Raw genomic sequence first — 22,536 nt, forward strand, 5'->3', positions numbered from 1 at the left:
CTTAGATGAGAAATAGTTACTGAATTGCAAAACACCAATGAAGCATATACCAAGACTAGATATCTACTCAGGTCAATCGTGATTCAAAGTAGAAACATTAATACCATCTGTTGCGGTACGGCAACAATCGGCTTCTCAATGACCTTTGGCAGTCAAGCTGGGCGAGCTGAGCAACAGCAAGAGGATGAAACACATGCCACTTTGCTGGCTTTATCTGCTGGCTTTATCTGCTGGGGGGGGCAGATGATGACGTGGCGCAGCACGTGCCTATGGTAGCGCTGGCCGCCGCCGAACGTGGCTACCAGGCGCGCGACGAAAGCGCTCAGCAACAAGGCGACGAACATTCACAATGCCATCTGCTTACCGCACTTGCGTTGCGGGCCATATGGCCGCTTGCTGAACACGCGCATTGGCATCGGCTGCCGCCTTGAGTAGGTACGCCGCCATACACAATATTGATTTTTAATACACTCACTTATTTACCTGCCTACTTGATGCCGTGGTGGCCCATCAAGTCGTACAGCGTGGGCCGGCTCACGCCGAGCAACTCGGCGGCGCGGGCGATATTGCCATCGGCCCGCGCCAGCGCGCGCACCATCACCCTGTATTCGGCCCCTTCGCGGGCCTGGCGCAGGTCCAGCGGTTCCTCTTGCGGTGCCGCCTGGGCGCTGGCGGGCAAGTCCAGGTCGGCGGCCGCGATTTGCGGGCCATCGCTCATGATGACGGCACGCTTGATGCAGTTTTCCACCTCGCGTACATTGCCGGGCCAGCCATGGCTTTCGATCAACTGCAGCGCCTCGGCGCTGAAATGCAGGCTGCTCCTGCCTTCGCTGGCACAAAACTTATTCTTGAAATGCTGGGCCAGCAAGGCGGCATCGCCGGCACGCTCGCGCAAGGGTGGAATGCGCAAGATAATTTCGCCGAGGCGGTAAAACAGGTCTTCGCGGAAGCGTCCCTGCTGCGCCAGCATGTTCAAATCCTGGTGCGTGGCGCAGACGATGCGCACGTCAACGGCGATCTCGGCGCGTCCGCCCACCCTTTCGATGACTCTTTCCTGCAAAAAGCGCAGCAATTTCGCCTGCAAGGCCATCGGCATGTCGCCCACCTCGTCAAGAAAAAAGGTGCCGCCGTGGGCCAACTCGATTTTGCCCAGGGTTTGCCGCGCCGCGCCCGTAAATGCTCCCCGCTCATAGCCGAACAACTCGCTTTCCAACAGGTTGTCAGGAATCGCCGCACAATTGATGGCCACGAAGCGCTGGGCGTGGCGGCTCGACAGCGCATGCAAGCCGCGCGCAATCAGTTCCTTGCCGCTGCCCGAGTCGCCCAGCAGCATCACACTGGCCGACGAGGGTGCGACTTTTTCCACATTGCGGCACAGTTTCAGCATGCCGGGGTCGCGGCTGACGATGCCGGCCAGCGGCGAGTCCGCCTGCGTCTGCAGCATGCGGCGGTTTTCCTGCTGCATCGCGTGCAGGTAGAACGCGCGCGCGATGACCAGGCCCAGCATGTCGGCGTCGAACGGTTTCTGGTGGAAATCGTAGGCGCCCAGTGCGATGGCCTTCAACGCATGCGCGCGCTCCTGGTTACCCGACAGGATGATGACTTTCGTGTCCGGCGCCATCGCGAGGATGTGCTGCAGGGTGGCCAGCCCTTCCGTGGCGCCGTCCGGATCGGGCGGCAAGCCCAGGTCCATCGTCACCACGGCCGGCTGGTGGCGCCGCACCAGCGCCAGCGCCGCCTCGCGCTCGCCCGCCAGCAAGACTTCATAGCCGTCAAAACTCCAGTGCAACTGCCTTTGCAAGCCCGGATCGTCTTCGATGACCAGCAGTTTTTGCTTGCCCATGGCACTCCTTTGCTAGGCCGCATGCAGCGGCAGGATCACGCGAAATGTCGTACCGATGTCGGGGGCGCTGCGCACTTCCAGGCTGCCGCCCACTTCGCGCAAGTATTCGCGGCTTTCGAACACGCCGATGCCCATGCCGGCCGTCTTGGTGCTGTCAAACGGTTTAAATAGACGTTCGCGGATGAATTGCTCGCTCATGCCTTGCCCCGTATCGTCAAGCTCGACCACGGCCGTGTGCTGCTCGCGGCGCAGCCGGACGGCCACCTTGCCATCGCTGGCCGTGGCCTCGATGGCGTTCTGGATCAGATGACCGAGCACCCGCTCCAGCCGAGCTCGGTTAGCCAGCACCGTCAGCTCGCCATCGACGATTTCCAACCGTGGTGCTGGCGCCAGGCTGGCTTTGGCGGCCACGGCCTGACGCAGCAAGCTATCGAGCTGCAGCGGCGCCGGCGCTTCCGGCGCCTCGCCGCGCGCCAGTTTTTGCAGCAAGGTCCTCATTTTCTGCACGGAATGGTCGAGCGTGCCCAACATATCTTGCTGGAAAGCAGGATTGGCGCGGTGCTTTTCGGCATTGCTTAATAATAAGGACAGCTGGGACACCAGATTCTTCAAGTCATGCACGATGAAGGTGGACAGGCGGTTGAACGAATCGAACTGGCGCGCCACCGACAAAGTGTCAAGCGATTCGCGGTGCGCGAGGTAGCTGGCGGCCTGGCTGCCGGCAATTTTCAGCACGTCGCGAATTTCCCAGTTCAAGCCTATGCGCGTGCGCGGCCGCGCCAGCGCGACAAAGGCGAATAGCTGGCCATGCAGCATCAAGGGCACCAGCAGCCACACGTCGGGCAGCGCCAGCAGCGCCGGCGGCAAGACCAAGCCGCCGTAATGGCCGGGATTTTGCTGGCAATCGGGCACGTCGATCACCCATAATTTTGCTGCCAGGAACTGGCATAGGCTGCCGGACGCGGCTTCGCTCCACGTGCTGGGCGGCCAGTTCCAGTTGGCGGCCGCGACAAACTGCCCCTGTTCGCGCAAGATCCACAACGCGCCGGCGCGGCTTTCCACCAACTGCGCCATGGCCTGTATCGCGCGTTCGCCCAACGCCGGGCCATCTGCGGACAAGGCACGCGTAAAACGCAGCCATTCTTCGCGGTAATCGAAGATGGCCTTGTAAAAATGTTTATTGATCGTGACCTTGAGCTTGGCGCGCAGGCTACCGGAAAACAGCGCGCCGGCCAGCAACAGGGCCGCGCCACCCAGGTAGGCCATCTGCATCAAGGCGCCCCAGGTGCCGCCGAAATAGCGTAAATAATAGGCGCTGGCCGCCATGGCCAGCAAATAGATCGCCGAGCCCAGCAAGGCGGCCGAGCGATACATCATCTGGCGCGAGACGGACAGGCCCAGCGCCCAGCCCGGATTGCGCGCCGCCGAGACGGCCAACAAGGGCGCGCACAGGGCGTCGACGATGCCGCGCGCGGCCCAGATGTCGTCGTTGATGGCGCGAAACAGCAAGGCGTCGCTGTACAGGTAAAAGTCGTAGGCAAACAGGCCGCCCACGCCCAGGCAGGCGAACTTGATGCCCCAGCGATTCAAGGGCGGCGTATTGCGATACCACTGTTCCACCAGCAGCATGCCCAGCACGGCCAGCAGCAAACGGCAGGCACTGGCGATAATGCGCGCTGGCAAAGGCAGCGCCAGCCAGGCTGAGGCCATGGAGCACAACCAGGGCGCGAGCGTCGTCACGGTGATGCCCACCAGCACCAGGCGCAAGCGGGGCCGCGACGGTTCGATCAGCAGCAGCAAAAACACCAGCCAGGCCAGGGTACGCAACAGTTCCAGCGCATCGCCGGCCAGCGCGATGCGCTGTCCCAGCAGCACCAGCACCACCGTGCCCGTGGCCCAGCCGCCCGTCGCCAGGCAAGCCGCCAGCAAGGCGCGCGCGTTTTGTCGCGCGCGCCAGTTGCTGATCAATAGCAATGCCAGCACGAAGAAGGCCAGCGACGCCAGGCCATGGCTGAGCGCCGCAGCATCAGTTGCCGCCAGCCAGTCCGATTGCGCCCGCATCATCGGCTACCCTTGCCAAACAGCACCACCTGCACCGTGTCGAGCAGGATCAGCAAATCGAGAAACAGGCTATTATTTTTCACATAATACAAATCGTATTGCAGCTTCTTTACGGCATCGTCGACGGAGGCGCCATACTGATAGCGCACCTGCGCCAGTCCCGTAATGCCTGGCTTGATACTGTGACGGATGTTGTAGTACGGCACTTGCTGCTTCAATTGTTCGACAAAGTAAGCGCGCTCGGGACGTGGCCCGACAAAACTCATCTCGCCGCGAAACACATTGAGCATCTGCGGCAGCTCATCGATGCGCAGCTTGCGGATCAGATTACCCACACGCGTGACGCGCGCATCGTTGGCCAGCGCCCAGATGGGCTTGCCGTCATGCTCGGCATCGCAGCGCATGCTGCGAAATTTCAGCACCTTGAAGGGCAAGCCGTCGCGCCCTACCCGCTCCTGCTGATAAAACACCGGGCCACCGTCTTCCAGGCGGATGCAGATCGCCGTCAGCAGCATCACCGGCAGCGCCGCCAGGCAGATGACGCTGCTGGCCGCGAGGTCGAACAGCCGCTTCGAGGCGGCGCGAAGAAAACTCTGGTCGAAGCCGCCGCCATAGATCAGATAGCTCGGTTGCAATGAATCGATGCGAATCTGGCACGCTTCGCGCTCGAAAAACGTGGCCGCGTCGATCACCTTGACGCCGCCCAGCGCGCATTCCAGCAGTTGCCTGGCAGGAAACGCGCCATTGCGCCGGTCGCTGACAGACACGACGATCTCATGCGCGGCATGGCGCTGGGCCATGGCCAGCAGCGAGGGTTCAGCCGGCAACAAGGCCGAGACCGGCACGCAGCATTGCTCGCCCGCTACATCGATGCAGCCGACCACTGTAAATTGGTGGAAACCGATCTTGCTGGTGGCCAAGTCCATGCATTCGCGCGCCAGCGCGCCGCCACCGACCAGTATCAGCCGGCCTTGCATCAGCGCCGATTGCGAGGATTTGAACACCACCAGGCGCGCCAGCAACACGCCGATGGCACCGAGGCCGAAGATCAGCACGCTGCCGCGTCCGAAATGCAAGGACGGCACGAAACGGATCAAGACGCTGAGCACGGCAAAACCCAGCGCAAACGATGGCAAGATGCGCAGCAAGGTGTTGCGGATATCTTCGCGCGAGCGGTGCTGGTACATGCCCAGCGCGCTCATGCACAGCACGATGACCAGCGCAAAGATCGTCGATGACAGGTAGACCTCGCCCACCGGCAGTGGCCGCCTGCCGTCCGCCAGCCACAGCAGCGAGGTCAGGGTGGCCGACAGCAACAGGATCAGGATTTCCAGCAACAGCAAAATGAACGCTGTTTTCGACACATAATGGCTGAAGATGCGGATCATGGCTGCTCCTGCGGCAAGAGCAGCAGGCCGCGCACGGGGCCACTTGCTGCTGTCTTACCATAATGGCCAACTGTTGCGCGAAGACATTGATGCGCCACAAGCTACAGCCCCCGCCATCTTTCGCTGGCAGAATTTATCTCAACACATTACCGAATGTGGGGAAATGGCATATAGTATGCTTCCCCCAAAAGAGATAGATGTCATGAAATTTGATGTAGCGATTGTCGGCAGTGGCCTGGCAGGTTTATCGGTTGCACTGCATTTAGCTGAAACGCGCACTGTCGCGATCATTTCCAAACGCGCGCTGCTCGATGGCGCCAGCAACTGGGCGCAAGGCGGGATCGCGGCCGTGCTGGACTCGGGCGACAGCCACCAGCAGCATATCGAAGACACCCTGATCGCGGGCGGCGGCCTGTGCGACGAGAGCGCCACGCGCTACATCGTCGAGCATGGCCGCGAAGCGATCGAATGGCTGATCGAACAAGGCGTGCCGTTTACACGCGACGCCACGGCTGAACTGGGTTTCCACCTGACCCGCGAAGGCGGCCACAGCCAGCGCCGCATCATCCACGCCGCTGACGCCACCGGCCACGCCGTGCAAGTGACGCTGGAAGAAAAGGTGCGCTCCCACCCGAACATCAGTCTGTTCGAACACCATTGCGCGATCGACCTGATCACCTCCGACAAGCTGGCCATGAAGCCGACGCAGCGCAATGCGCAACCGCATTGCCACGGCCTGTACGTGCAAGATGAGCAAACGGGCAAGGTGCACACCTTTGCTGCCGAGCACACCGTGCTGGCCACGGGCGGTGCGGGCAAGGTGTATTTATACACAACCAATCCCGACACGGCCAGCGGCGACGGCATCGCCATGGCCTGGCGCGCGGGCTGTCGCGTCTCAAACATGGAATTCATCCAGTTCCACCCGACCTGCCTGTACCACCCGTATGCGAAATCTTTCCTGATCACCGAAGCCATCCGTGGCGAAGGTGGCTTGCTGAAACTGCCGCCCGAAGCGGGCGCAGCAGCGGGCACGCGCTTCATGCTGGCCCACGATGAGCGGGCCGAGCTGGCACCGCGCGACGTGGTGGCGCGCGCCATCGACTTCGAGATCAAGAAACGCGGCCTCGATTACGTGCACCTGGACATCAGCCACAAACCGGCCGAGTTCCTCATCGAACACTTCCCGACAATTTATGCGCGCTGCCTGGAACTGGGCATCGACATCACCAAGCAGCCGATTCCCATCGTGCCCGCCGCTCACTACACCTGCGGCGGCGTCGTCACGGACCTGTCCGGTCGCGCCGACTTGCCGGGTCTGTATGCCGTGGGCGAGACGGCCTGCACGGGTTTGCATGGCGCCAACCGCCTGGCGAGCAATTCCTTGCTGGAATGCATCGTCATCGGCCGCGCTTGCGCACAGGATATCGAAAGCAAGGAAAAGCTGGGCACGCCGTACCTGCCCGACTGGGATGAAAGCCGGGTCACGGATGCGGACGAGGAAGTGGTAATTTCTCACAATTGGGACGAACTGCGCCGCTTCATGTGGAATTACGTGGGCATCGTGCGCACGACCAAGCGCCTGGAACGGGCCCAGCATCGCATCGCCCTCTTAAAAGAGGAAATCGACGAGTACTACCGCAACTTCCGCATCACCCATGATCTATTGGAATTGCGCAACCTGGTCGACGTGGCCTCGATGATCGTCAACAGCGCCCTGTCGCGCCGCGAAAGCCGTGGCCTGCACTTCAGCCGCGACTATCCTGAAACCTTGCCAAAGGCCATCGCCAGCGTACTGACGCCGCCGCATAGGTAGACGACAAAGCAAGCGCCTGCTTTCTCAAAGCAGGCGCATTGTGCGATCCGTCATTGCCGTGTTCTGCTTTAAGCCAAAAGCGGCCTTCAAGTAGCGTCAGTGAGATTCTTTACGCTCCGCTATGTCAGATTCTCGCGCATCAGCGATGCATCACCTGTCGACTATCTGCCGCAGTCGCACAATTTTCCTGCACGCTTTCTATAGAGAGAATCGAAATGACCTTGCGGCCGCAATATCTGCTTCTTGCCACTCTCGCCTGCATAACTGAGCCAAGCTATGCCGATGGTGGGCAGACACAGACCACGATTTCGTTTTACGCTGACGGCAAACCCGTTGCCGGGATGATATTTCCGATCGGTGCCAAGGTCGAGCTATCAGCCATGGCCAAGCGTATTGACACCGGTGTGAAGGAAGCGCGCTTCATGGGCAACGTGCAAGGCAGGTTCACGCCGCCGGCCGGGCAAGCAATCGTTCTGTTTGGACAAGAAGTTGTGCTAAGCACCGAAGCGATTAGTGCTGAGCGTGTGAAAGCCGTACAGGACATCGAGGCGATGGCTGGCCCCGATCAGTTGTACCGCGGACGCTAAGAAAACGGCGACCTGACCCCGGACGAGTGGAAACAGCAGACTGCAATCGACGTCGCCAACATGAAACGGCTGGCGGAAATTATCGATGCCTACGGCTGGCCCGGTCTGCGTTTTGCCGGCGCCGCTTCACAGACCGCTTTCCTGGTCCTGCAGCACGCCGACCACGCTAGTCAGAGCAAGTACCTGCCGCTGCTGCACGATGCGGTTAAACGCAGTGATGCCCTCGGCAGCCATTTCGCGATGCTCGATGACCGCGTGCGTATCGCCGACGGCAAGTTGCAGCGCTACGGCAGCCAATTGAGCACTAATCCGCTGCGACTCCAACCAATCGAAGACGAAGCCCATGTCGACGAGCGCAGACGCAGCATCGGCCTGGAGCCACTGGCTGACTATGCCAAACGGTTCGGGTTGACCTATTCCCCTAACGCAGCCAAAGGTAGTGGTCTAGCCAATTAAGGAATGGATGCCGTCAAGCCGTTGCCGAGTAAAACGCAAAATGCCCTTCTTCAATCAAGCACGTCTACCGAATTCCAATTCATGAGTAACCTTGGAGGCCTGAAATGACCGCTTTGGAGCGGAACCTGACAACGGCAGCGATGAGCCCTAAGCAGTCGATGACGTCACCATTCACGTATTTTTATTCAAAGGAATAAACGAAAAAGATTTTAGGATCTATGTCTTGACTGCCCTTGGAGCGATTTTCGGCAATCTGCTCTAGGCCCACGCTCTCGGCGACCCAACCGATTACCACTGGATGCGCACATTCATGTCTGCGATTTTTTCTGCTACAGGTTTTGTTTTGCTTAGAAAGCAATGGAATACGAGCGCGGAAAGTTTTACATTCCACGCCGCGATTTCCCGCCCGCGTTTGCAGATTGCCTTATACCAATAGAAATATTGCTGAGAGCACCCTGCCATGGCTGACGTTGCCTGACGCAAGAATCTGTCCTATCTTGATGTGGAGCCGCAAGAGCGTGCAAGAGCATGGAGGCATTCCACACACCAGCACCCTGCAAATATCGATCCCCATCTCATTCGGATGAATGATGCGCCGCAAAGTGCCCTTGCCTAGAATGACTCCTGCCTCAAGCCGTCCGACCGGGCGACACGTCAGGGGCACTCAACCATAGAGGGACAACATCATGAAAACCATTATTCTGAGCACGCTGTTGGGCCTGGTCACCGCCGCCACCATGCCGGCCACAGCGCAAACCATACCGCAAGGGAGCACCGTGCAAGTGCCGGGCCATGCGCTGCGCATCGACCTGCCGGCACAGCCCCGTTACATGCTGCACGAAGAGTTCAGGCAATTCGCCGGCGCCTACGACCTGTCGAATGGCGATACACTGCAGCTACGCCGTGCCGGCACCATCATGTATGCGCGCATAGGCAACCAGGACGAGCACCGCATCGTCGCCACGGGCCGCAATTCCTTTGTCGCACTGGACCGCCAGTTGAAAGTACGCATCGACCATCACGACGATGGCAGCGTGGGTGGCGAGGTAGTGATGGTAGTGCCGGCGCGCCAGTTGGCGGACGGTAGCACGCAGGGCGAACATATCGCCGTGCTCGGTTCGCCAAGCCGCTGACGACGTGGCACAAGCTGGCGCACGCCATGAGCATGCCGATGACAGCGCAGCAAGAGGCATTGATCGCCCGCCTGTATGACGCGGCGCTCGATGACGCGCTGTGGCCGCCGCTGTGCCGCGATTTGGCCGAGGCGTTCGGCGGCGCCAGTGACACCAGCCTGATCCTGCAAAGCGACAGCGGCGCGCAGCTGCTCAATCCTGTGGGGCGCTTCGGCAAGGAGACCGTCAGCGCGTATGAAGCGTATTACTGGCAGCACGACATCTGGGCGCAGCTGGCTTACCGGCTGGGCGTGGGCAAAGTGTACTGCAGCGCGGATCACATTCGGCCTCACGACTTCGAGCGCACGGAATTCTATGCCGACTTTTGCCGCCCGCATGCGCTGTACCACGTCATCGGCGCAATCTTGCCCATGGCGCCCGGGCAAGTTGCCCTGCTGGGCGTGCACCGCCAGTACACGCAGGGGCCGTTTGCGGACAGCACATTGCTGCAGGTGCAATTGCAAGCGCTGCTGCCGCACCTGCAGCGCGCCCTGCGCATCCGCGCCCGCCTGGCGCTGAGCAGCATGCGGGAACGCACCACGCGCGCGGCGCTCGACGCGCTCGACACGGCGGTGCTGCTGCTCGACGCACAGCTCGGCGTGCTCTACGCGAATGCCAGCGCGCTGGCCTTATTCGGCCCCAGCCTGGAGCGCAGCCTGCATTGCCCGGCTAGCGGCAGCCCCCGCTGGTGCGCGCTGCCGCAACTGGAGCAAGCCGTACGGCAAGCCATCGGCACCAGCCGCGGCAAGCGGGTCGTCGCGCCCGTGGCCAGCGCCCTGCGTTTGCCGCGCCCGGGTGCACCCGGCCTGTGCCTGACGGTGGCGCCCTTCCAGCCGCAGCAAAGCCCGGTCGGCCAGCGCCCGTGCGCCCTGGTGCTGGCGCGCAATCCGCAGGCGCCAGCCATCGCCGCGCCTGCGCTGCAGCAGCTGTTCGAGCTGACGCAAGCCGAATCGCTGGTCGCGCAAGCCCTGGCGCAAGGCGCTGCCATCGAACACATTGCCGCCGGCGGCGGCGTCTCCATCAACACTGTCAAGACCCATTTGCACCATATCTACGAAAAGACCGGCACGGCACGCCAGGGCGAACTGATCGCACTCATACACCAAAGCGCAGGCGGTGCGCGTGCTGGCACGTCCACACCTGGCATGGCCGCCAGCAATGCAGCAAGAGCAACATGATGTCAGAACCTTGCCATAGACAGCGCTACGCGACCCGTTTCGCCGCGGCCAGCCGGTCGAAATCTGCTAAAGGATGGGCAAAGTGACGATGGCGTGCCCTACGTCGGAGGGCACGCCGCGGTGGGGGTGCAAGGGTTAATCTAGGCAACCGGGGCCGGCTGGCCTGGCAGTTATTGCAGCTCGAACTCCGCAGGAGTCAAACCCAGTTCGCGCGCGATCTTGCTGGCCACGCGCTGCTCGTTGGCATCGAAATTGCCGTCCGACGACGCGACGGCGATGATCATGCGCACCAGCAGGCGCGACGCCTCGACATTCGACTTCATCTTGCCCAGCGCCTGATAGGCCTTGGCTTCGCCGATATCCTTGTCGAATTCCAGCTGGCCGACATAGTCCTGGAAAGCCTTGATCACGTCCGTGGTGGTAAACACCGACAGAGCATCATTGCTTTCAATAAACTTCACCATCTTCTGCTTCTCTTCCGCACTGACGTTGCCGTCGGCCATGGCGATCAGGGCAGAGCCGGCCATGGCGGCATTTAGGAAATCCTTGTTCTTGTACTTCAGGGCTTCCGTTTTCAGTTCACTCGCTTTGGTCTTCAGTTTGGACAAAAAGGAATCGAAACTCATGGTGTATCTCCGGGTTGGTGTAGGTGCGGCAGCGCTACGCTGCCACTCCGACCTATATAGGGGTGAGTGCCTGAATTGCAAGCATTGACCGGCCGCCGGTAACGGCACCAAGGCACGCCGCGCCGGCAGGCGTGCAGGCAGCGCCTGCATGGCCCCCGGTGTTACTCGCCCTCCTTGCTGGGCAGGCGCTTGCCCTGCAAGTCGAAATTCATCAGTGTATGCGCCACGCCCGGGGTATGGGTCGATGCATACCAGTTTGGCAACGATTTGAAGGTCAGCACCATGTCGAAGTCGCCGGCGATGTTGCCTGCATCCATCGGCACGTCGCCTTTGCGGTTTTGAAACCATTTCATCCATAGCGCCGAACCGGGCGCCGGCGTGAGCATGAAATCGGTGCCGTTCTGCGGTTTGGGCAGCTGGATGGATCCGGAGTTCAGTATTGGCAGCAAGAACGACTGCATGGAATGGCTGGCCAGGTTCCATTGCGCGGAACTGTGGCAGCTCATGCAGGACGAGCTTTGTGCGTTGCGCGCATATTTGAGGGTGGGTTTCTTCCCTACTGGATAGGCGATATTATTTATCGCACCATCGTTCGGGCCGGAAAGGCGTCCTCCCCAGCCCAGGGTAGCGCTGCCATAAGCGGGCGCATTCGGGTTCATCCAGTTTTCCTGCAGCACAGGCTTGACAATGGCAGGGTCACTGGCCTGCGGATCATTACCCCATTGTGCGCCCAGTACCACCATCTTGTCCCAGATGTCGCCGGTCTTTGCCACGCGAGAATCGTATACCAGCGTGGTGAAGACCCAGCCTGTCTTTGGCGCGGCAACGCTGTCCTTGACGATGATATCAAACTGCATCAAATAGGTATTGGTCAACATTGGCGCCGTAGGTGGCTTGGGGAGCGTGGCGTTGACGCTCACATACGCGGGCCAGGAGACAGTGCCCTGCATGACGGGCCAGAGCGCCGGCCCGGCCGTGACGAACGCGGCCTTGATGATCACCGATCCTTCGGCAAATTGCGTCGATTGCGCCGTCAGATTGGGTTCCTGCGCCGTCGCACCCCACACCTTGTTGAGCGTCACGGCGGCGGTCTTGTCGTAGTAAGTCAGGACATAGGTGGTGATCGGTCGTTTCAGGCCGCTCGCCTTGAACAGATTAGCATCCAGCTCATCGGAGCCCACATACATGCCGCGCAGGGGTTCTCGCATGCGCACGCGCTGCTTGGCAACCGAGGTCGCGCCCATCCACGGCTCGTTGTACCAGCCGCGCTGGCCGGCATTCCAGTTCTTGTAGTCGAGTAACATGACGCGCATATCCGCCCCGATGGCAGCCTTCAGCGCCTCAGCATAGACGCCCGCATTCGCTGTCGTGATCTGGCCGTTGTTGATGGCTGCGCGCCAGGGCATCGCCGGGATGGTCTGGCTAGCCGGATAGGCGTGGCTCAAGGCAAACACGGGGCCGCTATAACCGGCAGGCGGCGGCAGCTGCGAATTGGCGAACGGATCAATGGTTTGCGCGCTGGCATTGGCAAATATGCCAGCGCATAAGGCCAACATTGCAATTTTTTGCATGACTTTCTCCAGTTGAAGGACGACGAAAAAATCGATAGCCGGGCAGCCATGTGGCCTAGGCAGGCGTGCTGCGCACAAAACCGTGCACCCGCGAGAGAAACGCCACCTTAGTAAAGGGCCGCCCCTCAGAAGCAATAAACAGATGACCGTGCTCGGCGACGAACGCCTGAAACACCGGCCCATTCAGATGTCGCAGGAACGCAGCGTCGTTGCGATAGATTTCAAAAAACAGCAGAGACTGGGGACTGGCTGGCGGCAGCGATTGAAACTGGCTGGTCGCCGCGCGCGGGCGGTGAACGAGATAAGCCAGCGTATCGGGTTCCTGCGATAGCACGGCTTGCACCAGCACGGGCAGCGCTTGCTCCACCTGCGCCTCGCAGCCAGGCAGAATAAACCACTCGGACGTCAGATGTAGCGCATCATCAGGATATGGCGTCATCATCAATGCTCCTCATGCAAGCGCTGCCCACGAATCTCGGTTAAGAATCTTGCTGCTGCCAGCAGTGCCGCGGCCCTAGCCCTTGCCCTTGCCAGCATAGATCAGACGATATCAATGAAGAATTATTGAATTTGCAAAATATACGATGCCCGATTCTGCACCGTTTAATGTTGCCAAAAATTCACCAATACTCACAAATTGAAAATATGTCTTTTTTTTGACCTTACCGCTCCATTCATCCAAGGAATCGGGTGTCTCCGTCTCCATGACCGCCAGTCGGCGGTGGTGATTGTGGGGATGGCGAAGGGCTTGTAACGCCAGGAGATGATGCCCACTCCCCTCGTCGCAGCACTTTAATTACAAAAAACAAAAAGCCGCTGTCTCCCGACAGCGGCTTTCTCATTCCTAGTCCAGCAGCAGCGCCTTGAACTCCAGCGCTGCCCTGCAAGCTAACTAATTACCCCACAAACTTCCGTGCATTCCTGAACATGCGCATCCACGGCGAATCCTCGCCCCATGCTTCAGGGTGGTACGACTGCTGCACCGATCGGAACACGCGCTCTGCGTGCGGCATCAGTACCGTGAAGCGGCCGTCTGGCGTGGTCACGGAGGTGATGCCTTCCGGTGAGCCGTTCGGGTTGTACGGGTACGCTTCGGTAGCGGCGCCCTTGTTGTCGACGAAGCGCATGGCTTTGCTGACTTGGGTGATGTCGCCCGTTTGCGAGAAGTCGGCGTAGCCTTCGCCGTGGGCGATGGCGATGCCGGCTTGGGTGCCGGCCATGCCGTTGAAGAAGATCGATGGCGAGTCCATCACTTCGACCATGGCAAAGCGGCCTTCGAATTTCTCCGACTTGTTGCGCGTGAATTTAGGCCAGGCGTGGGCGCCGGGGATGATCGATTTCAAGTTGCTCATCATCTGGCAGCCGTTGCAGATACCCAGGCCGAAGCTGTCCTTGCGGTTGAAGAAGCGCGCAAACTGTTCCGCCAGGCTGGCGTTGAACAGAATCGTTTTCGCCCAGCCTTCGCCCGCGCCCAGCACGTCGCCGTACGAGAAGCCGCCCACGGCGATGACGCCCTGGAAGTCGTCGAGTTTGACGCGGCCCGCAATCAGGTCGCTCATGTGCACGTCGACAGCGGTGAAGCCTGCCTGGTGCATCACGTAGGCCGTTTCGATATGCGAATTAACGCCCTGCTCGCGCAGGATGGCAACACGCGGACGCACGCCGGTGGCGATGAATGGCGCGGCGATGTTGTCGTTCTGGTCGAAGGTGACGACAGGCGACATGCCCGGATCTTGCACATCCAGCAGGCGGTCGTATTCGGCGTCCGCGCAGGCCGGATTGTCGCGCAGGCGGGCGATGCGCCAGCTCGTTTCGCTCCACAGGCGATGCAGCGCTGCGCGCGGCTGGGTGTAAATCAGCTTGGCGTCGCGCATGAATTCGATCACGTCGCGGTCATTCAATTTGCCGATGATATGGCTGCAGGCGCCCAGATTAAACGTGCGCAGCACGTCCATGACCAAGGATTTTTCTTCCGCGCGCACCTGGATGACGGCGCCCAGCTCTTCACTGAACAAGGCGCGCAAGGTCAGTTCGTTGCGGCGTTCGGCTACCTGGCCGGCCCAGTTCTTGGCGTCGCCCCAGTCGCTCGAATGCTCGCCTTCCATGGTCAGCATGTCCAGGTTGACGGACATGCCCGTGTGGCCGGCGAAGGCCATTTCCGTCAGCGTGGCGTACAGGCCGCCGTCCGAACGGTCATGGTAGGCCAGCAGCTTGTCGTCGCTGTTCAGCTTTTGAATGGCGGCGAAGAAGCCTTTCAAGTCTTCCGCGCTGTCGACATCCGGCGTCTCGTTACCCAATTGCCCCATGACTTGTGCCAGCGCAGAAGCGCCCATGCGGTTCTTGCCGCGACCGAGGTCGATCAAGATCAAGGACGTATCGCCCTGGTCCGTCTTCAGTTGCGGCGTGAGCGACTTGCGCACGTCTGTCACTGGCGCGAACGAGGAAACGATCAGCGACACTGGCGACGTGACGGCTTTCGCCGCGCCCGTGCTGTCGTCTTTCCACGTCGTGCGCATCGACAGCGAATCCTTGCCGACGGGAATGCTGATGCCCAGCGCCGGGCACAGGTCCATGCCGACAGCTTTCACCGTATCGTACAGCGCTGCGTCCTGGCCAGGCTGGCCGCAGGCGGCCATCCAGTTGGCGGACAGCTTGATGTCGGAGATGTCGGCAATCGCTGCGGCGGCGATGTTGGTGACGGCTTCGCCCACGGCCATGCGGCCCGAGGCGGCGGCGTCGATGACGGCCAGCGGCGTGCGTTCGCCCATGGCCATTGCTTCGCCCAGATAGCCTTCAAAGCTCATGGTGGTGACGGCGCAATCGGCCACCGGCACTTGCCATGGTCCTACCATCTGGTCGCGCACGGTCATGCCGCCCACGCTACGGTCGCCAATGGTGATCAAGAAGGATTTGTCGGCCACGGCAGGCAGCAGCAGCACTTTTTGCGCGACATCGGCCAGGTCCATGCCCGTCAGGTCGATGGCAGGGAAATCGTTGGCCACGTGGACCACGTCGCGCTGCATCTTCGGCGGCTTGCCCAGCAAGACGTCCATCGGCATGTCGACCGGCTCATTGCCCAGTTGCGGGTCGATCAGTTTGAGTTGACGTTCTTCGGTGGCCACGCCGACGGCGGCGAACAGACAGCGCTCGCGTTCGCACATGGCCTGGAACAATGGCAGGCTTTCCGGTGCGATGGCCAGCACATAGCGTTCCTGCGACTCATTGCTCCAGATTTCTTTCGGCGCCATGCCCGATTCTTCCAGCGGGATCTTGCGCAGGTCGAAAATCGCGCCGCGCTTGGCGTCGTTGGTAATTTCCGGGAAAGCGTTCGACAAGCCGCCCGCACCCACGTCGTGAATCGAGATGATCGGATTGTCGACGCCCATTTGCCAGCAAGCGTTAATGACTTCCTGGGCGCGGCGTTCCATTTCCGGATTGCCGCGCTGGACGGAATCGAAGTCCAGGTCGGCGGTGTTGCTGCCGGTGGTCATCGACGAGGCGGCGCTGCCGCCCATGCCGATGCGCATGCCCGGGCCACCGAGCTGCACCAGCAAGCTGCCGACGGGGATGTCGTTCTTGTGCGTGTGCTGCGCCGAGATATTGCCGATGCCGCCAGCGATCATGATCGGCTTGTGGTAGCCGAATACGGCGTCAGGGGCGCCCGCTTCTTTTGCGCCGACGTTCTGTTCATACGTGCGGAAGTAGCCGCCCAATACGGGACGACCGAATTCGTTCGAGAACGCAGCGCCGCCCAGCGGGCCTTCGATCATGATTTGCAGCGGCGAAGCGATGCGCTCCGGCTTGCCGTATTGAGTCGCTTGATCGGCCTGATCCGCCGCCAGACGCGATGTCATTGGCGCCGTCACGGAAGCGGCCGTTTCCCAGCTGCGCACGGCGTTCGGCAGCGACAGATTCGATACCGTGAAACCGGTCAAGCCAGCCTTGGGCTTGGCGCCGCGGCCCGTCGCGCCTTCGTCGCGGATCTCGCCACCCGCGCCCGTGGAGGCACCGGGGAAGGGAGAAATCGCCGTCGGGTGGTTATGCGTTTCCACCTTCATCAGGGTGTGCGTCAGTTCGGTTGAAGCCGCATATTCATGGTTTGCACCGCGCGGGTAAAAGCGCGAGACAGTCGCCCCTTCCATGATCGAAGAATTGTCGCTGTAGGCGACGACGGTACCCTTCGGTTGCAGTTCATGCGTATTCTTGATCATGCCGAACAAGGACTTTGGCTGCGCCACGCCGTCGATGGTCCAGTCGGCGTTGAAGATCTTGTGGCGGCAATGCTCGCTGTTCGCCTGCGCGAACATCATCAATTCCACATCCGTCGGGTTGCGGCCAGCCTTGGTGAAGGCGGCGTCCAGGTAGTCGATTTCGTCTTCCGACATCGCCAGTCCCAGTTCCGTGTTCGCCGTCTCCAGCGCACGCTTGCCCTGCCCCAGCAAATCGATCGATTCGAGCGCACGCGCTTCGAGGGTGCGGAACAGGTCCTGTGCCTGGTCGGCGCTGCGCAGCACGGATTCAGTCATGCGGTCATGCAGCAGGTCGGCCACGGCGTTCAACTGCGCGTCAGTCAATTTGCCGGCTAGAATCGCGCTACCCAGGATGCCCGATTTCAGGTTGATGCGGAAAGCGATGCCGCGTTCGACGCGCTTGATGTGCGCCATGCCGCAGTTGTGCGCGATGTCGGTGGCTTTCGAGGCCCACGGCGAAATCGTGCCGAAACGGGGGATGACGAAGAACTCTTCGGCAACGCCTTCCGTATTGTCAGCGTGGGCCGGCTCGCCGTACGTCAGCAAGGCGCCAAGGCGCGTGCTGTCGTCGTCGGTGAGAGGCGCACTGGCATCGATGAAATGGACGTAGCGTGCTTGTACGGCAACGATCGCAGGCGAAACGGCTTGCAGTTGGCTTAACAGACGGTGGCTACGGAAAACGGACAGGGCATTGGAACCCGGCAGTATCAACATGATTGGAAGGTGGTTGATGCAGCGTGGCTGCGGGTTAAAGGTAGGTATGACAATATCTTTCGTACGGCAAATTTCCTTTGCGCGCATTATACCCGTTTTACCCCTGCCTTATGACCGCGACTTGGCGCTGCGCCCCGCTTCTGCCCGACAACGCGGCAGTTTTTGACACGCCAACAACACCCTCAGGCCATCATCAGACGATCACATAGCGGTTCTTGCCCTGGCGCTTGGCCAGGTACAGCGCTTCATCGGCCAGCCGGTAGCTGTGGGCCAACTCCTTGCTTCTGTCCAGTTCGGTCACGCCCACGCTGATCGACACGAACTGCGTCGCATGGAAAGCCTGGCCGACGGCCTCGACCAGGGCGCCGGCAAAGACGCGCACGGCCTCGCCGCTGCCCGTGTAGATGACGCCGAACTCCTCACCACCCAGACGGCCGCACAAATGGCCTTGCGCCTTGTCGGCGATGATGGCGGCTGTGCGCACCAGCACCTCGTCGCCCACATCGTGACCCTGCTGGTCGTTGATGACCTTGAAATCGTCGATATCGATCATCAGGAAATGCAGCATGGCGCCATCGGATGCGCCATGCATCTGCTGGGCGCACTGCGTGAACATGCGGCGGTTATTCAAGCCCGTCAGGCTGTCCAGGTAAGCGAGGCGCGTCAATTCCAGTCTGGATTGATACTTCCGCAATCGCAATAAGCTGGCACTGCCATTGAGGGCCAGCCCGAACAGCACGCTGGCGGCGATCATCAGCGGTGCCCACGACTGGTCGGGCGAGCCTGCATTGACGGGACACAGGTCACGGCCGACGATCCACCACACGCCCACCACCACGACCAGATAGCTGAGGCCGCCGTTAAAGATGGAGGCGATCACGAGCGTCAGGAATACGCCCAAGGGCAAGACCCAGAAGCTGGCAGTGCCAACGGCGTCGGTCATGGTGCGCAGGCCGAAGGTCAGGGTCAGCACGGCGCAGACACCGGTGATATTGAGCGCGAGCAAGCCGGTGCAGCGGTAACGCATCAGCAGGCTGGCCAGCATGCCCAGCAACGCCAGTACGGCGTGCGCCAAGTTTGGGTGATAGGGTTCTGGCATCATCAGCCAGCTCAGCCCATAGGCGATGATACTGAGCATCTGCAAGACCATGACGGGCCGGCACACTTCTGCAAAATAGGCAAGCTGCTGCGCGCGGTTGCCGCCAAGCACAAGCGCAACGGCAAAGCGGTGCAAGGTAGCCAGATCAGGTATGCGCATGACGGTTATCGACACCAGAGTAGGATAAAGCGCCCGTGCAAGCTTGCGCATGCCTTCATGCGACATGACGCGGCGAGCAACAAATGTTGTATTTTTTCAATGCTATCACGCCAGTCCAGGGATGGATGTAAAAACAGGTGTCGCCACCGCCGCATGCGGCCCGCGCGTCACTAAATACAACGTCGGACGGCGCCGGGCGCGCCTGCCCTCGCGCAGCACGTCAGATTGCCTGCATTTTACTGGCCGTATCGAGGGGCTTTGCAGTATGCTAAGAATAAATAATGCTGCAGGCAAATACAGACAAGAAAAGCTCCAGCAAACGACCAAACGGATGAACGAGAATTGAACCATGCCAGAAGCTAGCGACTTATCTGTCCTGATCGTCGACCCGAACCCGAGCATGCGCGGCAATCTGCAAAACATGCTGAGTCAGGCGGCCATCACCAAGGTGGAGTATGCCGTCAATTCGGGCGCGGCGATCCGCTTGCTGATGAAGAAACCGTTCGACATCATCCTGTGCGAATACGATCTTGGTAGCGGCACGGACGGCCAGGATGGCCAGCAATTGCTGGAAGACTTGCGCCATCACAAGCTGATCGGCCTGTGGACCATCTTCATCATGCTGACCTCTGAAGCCATCCACAGCAGGGTGATCGGCGCGGCCGAACTGACCCCGTCCGACTACATATTAAAACCGTTCACCGTCGATGTGCTGAGCGGACGCATCACCCGGGCCATTGAGCGGCGCGGTATTTTCCTGCCCACCTATCAACTGATCGACAAAGGCGACTTGCGCGAAGCGGTGAAAAGCTGCCGCGCGGCCGAGTTGCAGTATCCGCGCCTGGCGGGCGATTTCACACGCTTGCGCGCCGAGCTGCACATCGCCCTCGATGAATGGGAGGAAGCGGAACAGCTGTACGCCGACATGCTGGCCACACGGCCGATGGCATGGGCCCATCTGGGCTTGGCGAGCACCCTGTTCAAACAGCAGCGCCATGAAGATGCGCAGCAGGAGCTGCTGGAACTGGTGGAAACCTATCCCCGCTTCATGGCCGCCTACGACCTGCTGGCGCAAAATTATGAGGCCATGGGCCAGCAGATACAGGCGAAGCAAATCCTCGAAGACGCGGTGGCGATCTCGCCGCACATGGTGCGCCGCTGGCGCCACCTTGGCAGCATCGCGTTTGACACCGGCGATCTCGGCGTAGCCGAACGGGCCTACAAGCAGGTAGTGAGCAAAGCAAAGTACTCTGAATTCCGCGACCCCGAAGACCATGTCAACCTGGTAAAAACGCTGGTCAAGAAGGGCGATGCACCGCAAGCGAGCACTGTGCTGCGCGACATGGAGCGCTCCCTGCGCAGCAGTGCCAACGTACAAGCCTGCCGCGCCATTTCGGCTGCCATGTTGCATGAACTGTCGGGTAACGACAACGCCGCCGCCAGCGAACTGCAACTGGCCGCCGCCGCCCTGGACACAGCGCAAGGTCTGTCAACGCAGCTGAAAGTCGGCCTGGTGCAAAGCTGCTTGAAAAACAAGCTGGAACAGGCCGCCTCCGACGTCATGATGAAGCTGGTCAACGAGGCCGACAGCGACGTGACGATGGAAGCGGCCGTCGACGTGTTTGAAAAGGCGGGTCGCCACGACCTGGCGCAAGGCATGGGCCAGCAAATTACGCACCAGGTGCAGGAATTGCTACACGATGCGGCCAGCAAATCGGAAAGCGGTGAGCTCAAGGGGGCAGTATTCGTGCTGCGCCAAGCCCTGCGCAAGACGCCGGGCAACCTGCCCGTGCTGTTCGCCTCCGTCGAGGCCATTTTGCGCCAGCTCAACACGCTGGGCTGGGAAGCTCCGCTAGCGGAACAGGCGCAGCACCAGATGCAAGTGATCCGCAAGATCGACCCCAAGCATCCGAAGCTGGAGTCGCTCAAGCAGCAATACGCTGGCACGCAGCAAAAGTATGGTATCGCTACCTGACTCCTACCTGCGCCCTTCCCCCTGCCAGACGAACGTGCACGTGCTTTGTGCAAGTAAGGCAAGAGATTCAGCTATACTTTCAATGCGATTAATCTGGCAATCATGATTATGAGTAATACGCACGGTGAAATACCGTGCAAGGCGACGCCGCCGGCATGCCCGCCAAGGTGCGCACCGAATGACATGCCCCTCTCCGCTTATGACTATCGAACTAAGAAAAATAATTCTCTCCTCCCTGCTGGCGTCGCCAGCGTTGGCCATGGCCGGCGAACTGGAACAGCAAATGCAGCGTTGCGCCGTGCTTGGCGATGCCAGTGCTCGCTTGGGTTGCTTCGACACCTTGGCCAAGGCGGCGGAAAAGGCCACCATCGCCGCCGGCGGCAACCCCGCCACGGCGGCCACCACTTTGGCAGCTGCCGCTGAAGCCGCCCCCTTTACGCCAGTCAGCCCGCCTGGCGTCGCCACGCCGGCAGCGGTGAATGCCGCCATTCCGGCGATCGCGCAGGCTGGCGCGACGCCACCGGAAGCACCGATTTCGCGCACGCAACAATCGTGGGAACTCAACGAGGCATCCAAGCGTGGCCTGTTCAACTTCCGCCCGCACCGCGACACCTATCTGCTGCTGGCCAACTACAGCGATGCCTCGAACGACGAACCGTTCCAGGATTTCACGCCGGCCGGCATCAAGAGCCAGCACGTGGAACTGACCTTCCAGCTGAGCTTCAAGATGAAGATGCTGGAAGACATCGCCGGTACACCGATCGACATGTGGTTCGGCTATACGCAGCAAAGTTTCTGGCAAGCATATAACCGCAAGGCATCGAGCCCTTTCCGCGAGACCAACTATCAGCCGGAATTCATGCTGGTCGTGCCGATCAACAAGAATTTTGCCGGTCTGGAATTCAATTACCTGAACTTCGGCCTGGTGCACCAGTCGAACGGCCAGACCTCGACCCTGTCGCGCAGCTGGAACCGGGTGTATGCCGAATTGGGCGTGGAAAAAGACAATCTGGCCGTCACGGCCCGCCTCTGGCACCGCCTCGACAATAGCGCAAACAACAACGACAATATCGACATCACCGATTATATGGGCCATGGCGACTTGCGCCTGAGCTACCGCGACAAGGGCCATGAATACGCCGTTACCGCGCGCCGCAATTTCAGCAAGAAACATGGTTCGCTACAGGCAAGCTGGGCTTTCCCACTGAAGGCCAACCTGAAAGGCTATCTGCAATTGTTCTCAGGCTATGGCCAGAGCTTGATCGACTACAACTATTCGCAGAAATCGATCGGCGCCGGCTTCATGGTTGACCTGTAAGCGAGGCCGTGTAGCAAACAAAAATGGCGCCGAAGGCGCCATTTTTTTGTGCGATATCCAATTTAGCGCCGTGCGCCACCGAGTACGCGCGCCGGCAGCATGACGATGGCGCGCAGCAGTTCGAACACGCCATCGACGCCGATGCCGATCAAGCGAAATGGCAGCAACAGCAGCCAGGCCAGCGGATACAGCAGCAGTGCCAGCAAGGCCAGGGGCCAGCACAGCAGCAAAAGCAGCATCCATAGCACAAATCCCAGCATCGCATTGCCCTCGAATAAAATGTGCGGAGCAAGCCGTGCTTGCCCCGCTACCGTGACAGCACT

At 60.5% G+C, this 22,536-nt stretch carries 16 protein-coding genes; 7 read left to right on the forward strand and 9 right to left on the reverse strand.

The annotated features are described in order from the left end of the window. Window positions 1-487 precede the first annotated feature (487 nt). Genes prsR through ACQ4V8_RS16280 form a run of 3 tightly spaced genes read right to left on the reverse strand, consistent with a single transcriptional unit; the run spans window position 488 to window position 5,292 of the window. On the reverse strand, window positions 488-1,843 hold the full coding sequence (gene prsR, locus ACQ4V8_RS16270) for a PEP-CTERM-box response regulator transcription factor (protein ID WP_436571845.1): 1,356 nt from the start codon (window positions 1,841-1,843) through the stop codon (window positions 488-490). 12 nt (window positions 1,844-1,855) lie between these two features. Beyond that, window positions 1,856-3,907: an XrtA/PEP-CTERM system histidine kinase PrsK gene (prsK, locus tag ACQ4V8_RS16275; RefSeq protein ID WP_010398057.1), complete on the reverse strand. Its 2,052-nt coding sequence runs from the start codon at window positions 3,905-3,907 to the stop codon at window positions 1,856-1,858. Next, entirely contained in the window at window positions 3,904-5,292 is a 1,389-nt protein-coding gene (locus ACQ4V8_RS16280) for a TIGR03013 family XrtA/PEP-CTERM system glycosyltransferase (protein WP_436571846.1), read from the reverse strand. Before ACQ4V8_RS16280 ends, prsK begins: the two co-directional genes overlap by 4 nt. Before the next feature lie 202 nt (window positions 5,293-5,494). Here ACQ4V8_RS16280 and nadB point away from each other — a divergent pair, with 202 nt between their 5' ends. The 5 genes from nadB (at window position 5,495) to ACQ4V8_RS16305 (ending at window position 10,501) form a co-directional block, all read left to right on the forward strand. After that, the gene (nadB, locus tag ACQ4V8_RS16285; RefSeq protein WP_070347262.1) at window positions 5,495-7,108 is read left to right on the forward strand and encodes an L-aspartate oxidase; all 1,614 of its coding nucleotides are present in this window, start codon (window positions 5,495-5,497) and stop codon (window positions 7,106-7,108) included. A gap of 215 nt (window positions 7,109-7,323) precedes the next feature. Further along, complete coding sequence (locus tag ACQ4V8_RS16290; RefSeq protein ID WP_436571847.1) at window positions 7,324-7,695, forward strand: hypothetical protein; 372 nt, start codon at window positions 7,324-7,326, stop codon at window positions 7,693-7,695. A gap of 12 nt (window positions 7,696-7,707) precedes the next feature. Then, complete coding sequence (locus tag ACQ4V8_RS16295; protein ID WP_436571862.1) at window positions 7,708-8,151, forward strand: DUF6624 domain-containing protein; 444 nt, start codon at window positions 7,708-7,710, stop codon at window positions 8,149-8,151. Window positions 8,152-8,837: 686 nt separating this feature from the next. Next, window positions 8,838-9,284, forward strand: a complete 447-nt coding sequence (locus ACQ4V8_RS16300) for a hypothetical protein (RefSeq protein WP_436571848.1) — start codon at window positions 8,838-8,840, stop codon at window positions 9,282-9,284. 26 nt (window positions 9,285-9,310) lie between these two features. Continuing rightward, window positions 9,311-10,501 carry a helix-turn-helix transcriptional regulator gene (locus tag ACQ4V8_RS16305; RefSeq protein ID WP_436571849.1) on the forward strand — a complete coding sequence of 397 codons (1,191 nt, stop codon included), beginning with the start codon at window positions 9,311-9,313 and terminating at the stop codon, window positions 10,499-10,501. Between the two features lie 170 nt (window positions 10,502-10,671). On the opposite strand, the gene ACQ4V8_RS16310 is transcribed toward ACQ4V8_RS16305, so the two are convergent. The 5 genes from ACQ4V8_RS16310 to ACQ4V8_RS16330 form a co-directional block, all read right to left on the reverse strand. Beyond that, window positions 10,672-11,127, reverse strand: a complete 456-nt coding sequence (locus ACQ4V8_RS16310; protein ID WP_436571850.1) for a tellurite resistance TerB family protein — start codon at window positions 11,125-11,127, stop codon at window positions 10,672-10,674. A gap of 161 nt (window positions 11,128-11,288) precedes the next feature. Beyond that, the gene (locus ACQ4V8_RS16315; protein ID WP_436571851.1) at window positions 11,289-12,698 is read right to left on the reverse strand and encodes a hypothetical protein; all 1,410 of its coding nucleotides are present in this window, start codon (window positions 12,696-12,698) and stop codon (window positions 11,289-11,291) included. A gap of 55 nt (window positions 12,699-12,753) precedes the next feature. Further along, window positions 12,754-13,140 carry a putative quinol monooxygenase gene (locus ACQ4V8_RS16320; protein ID WP_070347257.1) on the reverse strand — a complete coding sequence of 129 codons (387 nt, stop codon included), beginning with the start codon at window positions 13,138-13,140 and terminating at the stop codon, window positions 12,754-12,756. A 454-nt stretch (window positions 13,141-13,594) separates the two neighbouring features. Beyond that, window positions 13,595-17,662 carry a phosphoribosylformylglycinamidine synthase gene (gene purL / locus ACQ4V8_RS16325; protein ID WP_436571852.1) on the reverse strand — a complete coding sequence of 1,356 codons (4,068 nt, stop codon included), beginning with the start codon at window positions 17,660-17,662 and terminating at the stop codon, window positions 13,595-13,597. A gap of 193 nt (window positions 17,663-17,855) precedes the next feature. Further along, window positions 17,856-18,920: a GGDEF domain-containing protein gene (locus ACQ4V8_RS16330; RefSeq protein ID WP_436571853.1), complete on the reverse strand. Its 1,065-nt coding sequence runs from the start codon at window positions 18,918-18,920 to the stop codon at window positions 17,856-17,858. A gap of 349 nt (window positions 18,921-19,269) precedes the next feature. Here ACQ4V8_RS16330 and ACQ4V8_RS16335 point away from each other — a divergent pair, with 349 nt between their 5' ends. Both ACQ4V8_RS16335 and ACQ4V8_RS16340 read left to right on the forward strand, forming a co-directional pair. Beyond that, window positions 19,270-20,895 (forward strand): tetratricopeptide repeat-containing response regulator, encoded by a 1,626-nt coding sequence (locus tag ACQ4V8_RS16335; RefSeq protein WP_010398034.1) that lies wholly within the window; start codon window positions 19,270-19,272, stop codon window positions 20,893-20,895. 199 nt (window positions 20,896-21,094) lie between these two features. After that, on the forward strand, window positions 21,095-22,213 hold the full coding sequence (locus ACQ4V8_RS16340; RefSeq protein ID WP_436571854.1) for a phospholipase A: 1,119 nt from the start codon (window positions 21,095-21,097) through the stop codon (window positions 22,211-22,213). Window positions 22,214-22,275: 62 nt separating this feature from the next. On the opposite strand, the gene ACQ4V8_RS16345 is transcribed toward ACQ4V8_RS16340, so the two are convergent. Beyond that, window positions 22,276-22,473 (reverse strand): hypothetical protein, encoded by a 198-nt coding sequence (locus tag ACQ4V8_RS16345; protein ID WP_010398030.1) that lies wholly within the window; start codon window positions 22,471-22,473, stop codon window positions 22,276-22,278. Between the last annotated feature and the right edge of the window lie 63 nt (window positions 22,474-22,536).

This window comes from Janthinobacterium paucivorans, from assembly GCF_051380805.1.
In the GTDB taxonomy this organism is placed as follows: Bacteria; Pseudomonadota; Gammaproteobacteria; order Burkholderiales; family Burkholderiaceae_D; genus Janthinobacterium; species Janthinobacterium lividum_D.

Bases quoted from the DNA above. Each gene is read 5' to 3' on its own strand.
- ACQ4V8_RS16330 (WP_436571853.1), bottom strand. From the start codon at position 18,920: ATGCGCATACCTGATCTGGCTACCTTGCACCGCTTTGCCGTTGCGCTT.
- ACQ4V8_RS16315 (WP_436571851.1), bottom strand. From the start codon at position 12,698: ATGCAAAAAATTGCAATGTTGGCCTTATGCGCTGGCATATTTGCCAAT.
- ACQ4V8_RS16335 (WP_010398034.1), top strand. From the start codon at position 19,270: ATGCCAGAAGCTAGCGACTTATCTGTCCTGATCGTCGACCCGAACCCG.
- ACQ4V8_RS16290 (WP_436571847.1), top strand. From the start codon at position 7,324: ATGACCTTGCGGCCGCAATATCTGCTTCTTGCCACTCTCGCCTGCATA.
- ACQ4V8_RS16345 (WP_010398030.1), bottom strand. From the start codon at position 22,473: ATGCTGGGATTTGTGCTATGGATGCTGCTTTTGCTGCTGTGCTGGCCC.
- nadB (WP_070347262.1), top strand. From the start codon at position 5,495: ATGAAATTTGATGTAGCGATTGTCGGCAGTGGCCTGGCAGGTTTATCG.
- ACQ4V8_RS16320 (WP_070347257.1), bottom strand. From the start codon at position 13,140: ATGATGACGCCATATCCTGATGATGCGCTACATCTGACGTCCGAGTGG.
- purL (WP_436571852.1), bottom strand. From the start codon at position 17,662: ATGTTGATACTGCCGGGTTCCAATGCCCTGTCCGTTTTCCGTAGCCAC.
- ACQ4V8_RS16300 (WP_436571848.1), top strand. From the start codon at position 8,838: ATGAAAACCATTATTCTGAGCACGCTGTTGGGCCTGGTCACCGCCGCC.
- prsK (WP_010398057.1), bottom strand. From the start codon at position 3,907: ATGATGCGGGCGCAATCGGACTGGCTGGCGGCAACTGATGCTGCGGCG.
- ACQ4V8_RS16340 (WP_436571854.1), top strand. From the start codon at position 21,095: ATGACTATCGAACTAAGAAAAATAATTCTCTCCTCCCTGCTGGCGTCG.
- ACQ4V8_RS16280 (WP_436571846.1), bottom strand. From the start codon at position 5,292: ATGATCCGCATCTTCAGCCATTATGTGTCGAAAACAGCGTTCATTTTG.
- ACQ4V8_RS16310 (WP_436571850.1), bottom strand. From the start codon at position 11,127: ATGAGTTTCGATTCCTTTTTGTCCAAACTGAAGACCAAAGCGAGTGAA.
- ACQ4V8_RS16305 (WP_436571849.1), top strand. From the start codon at position 9,311: ATGAGCATGCCGATGACAGCGCAGCAAGAGGCATTGATCGCCCGCCTG.
- prsR (WP_436571845.1), bottom strand. From the start codon at position 1,843: ATGGGCAAGCAAAAACTGCTGGTCATCGAAGACGATCCGGGCTTGCAA.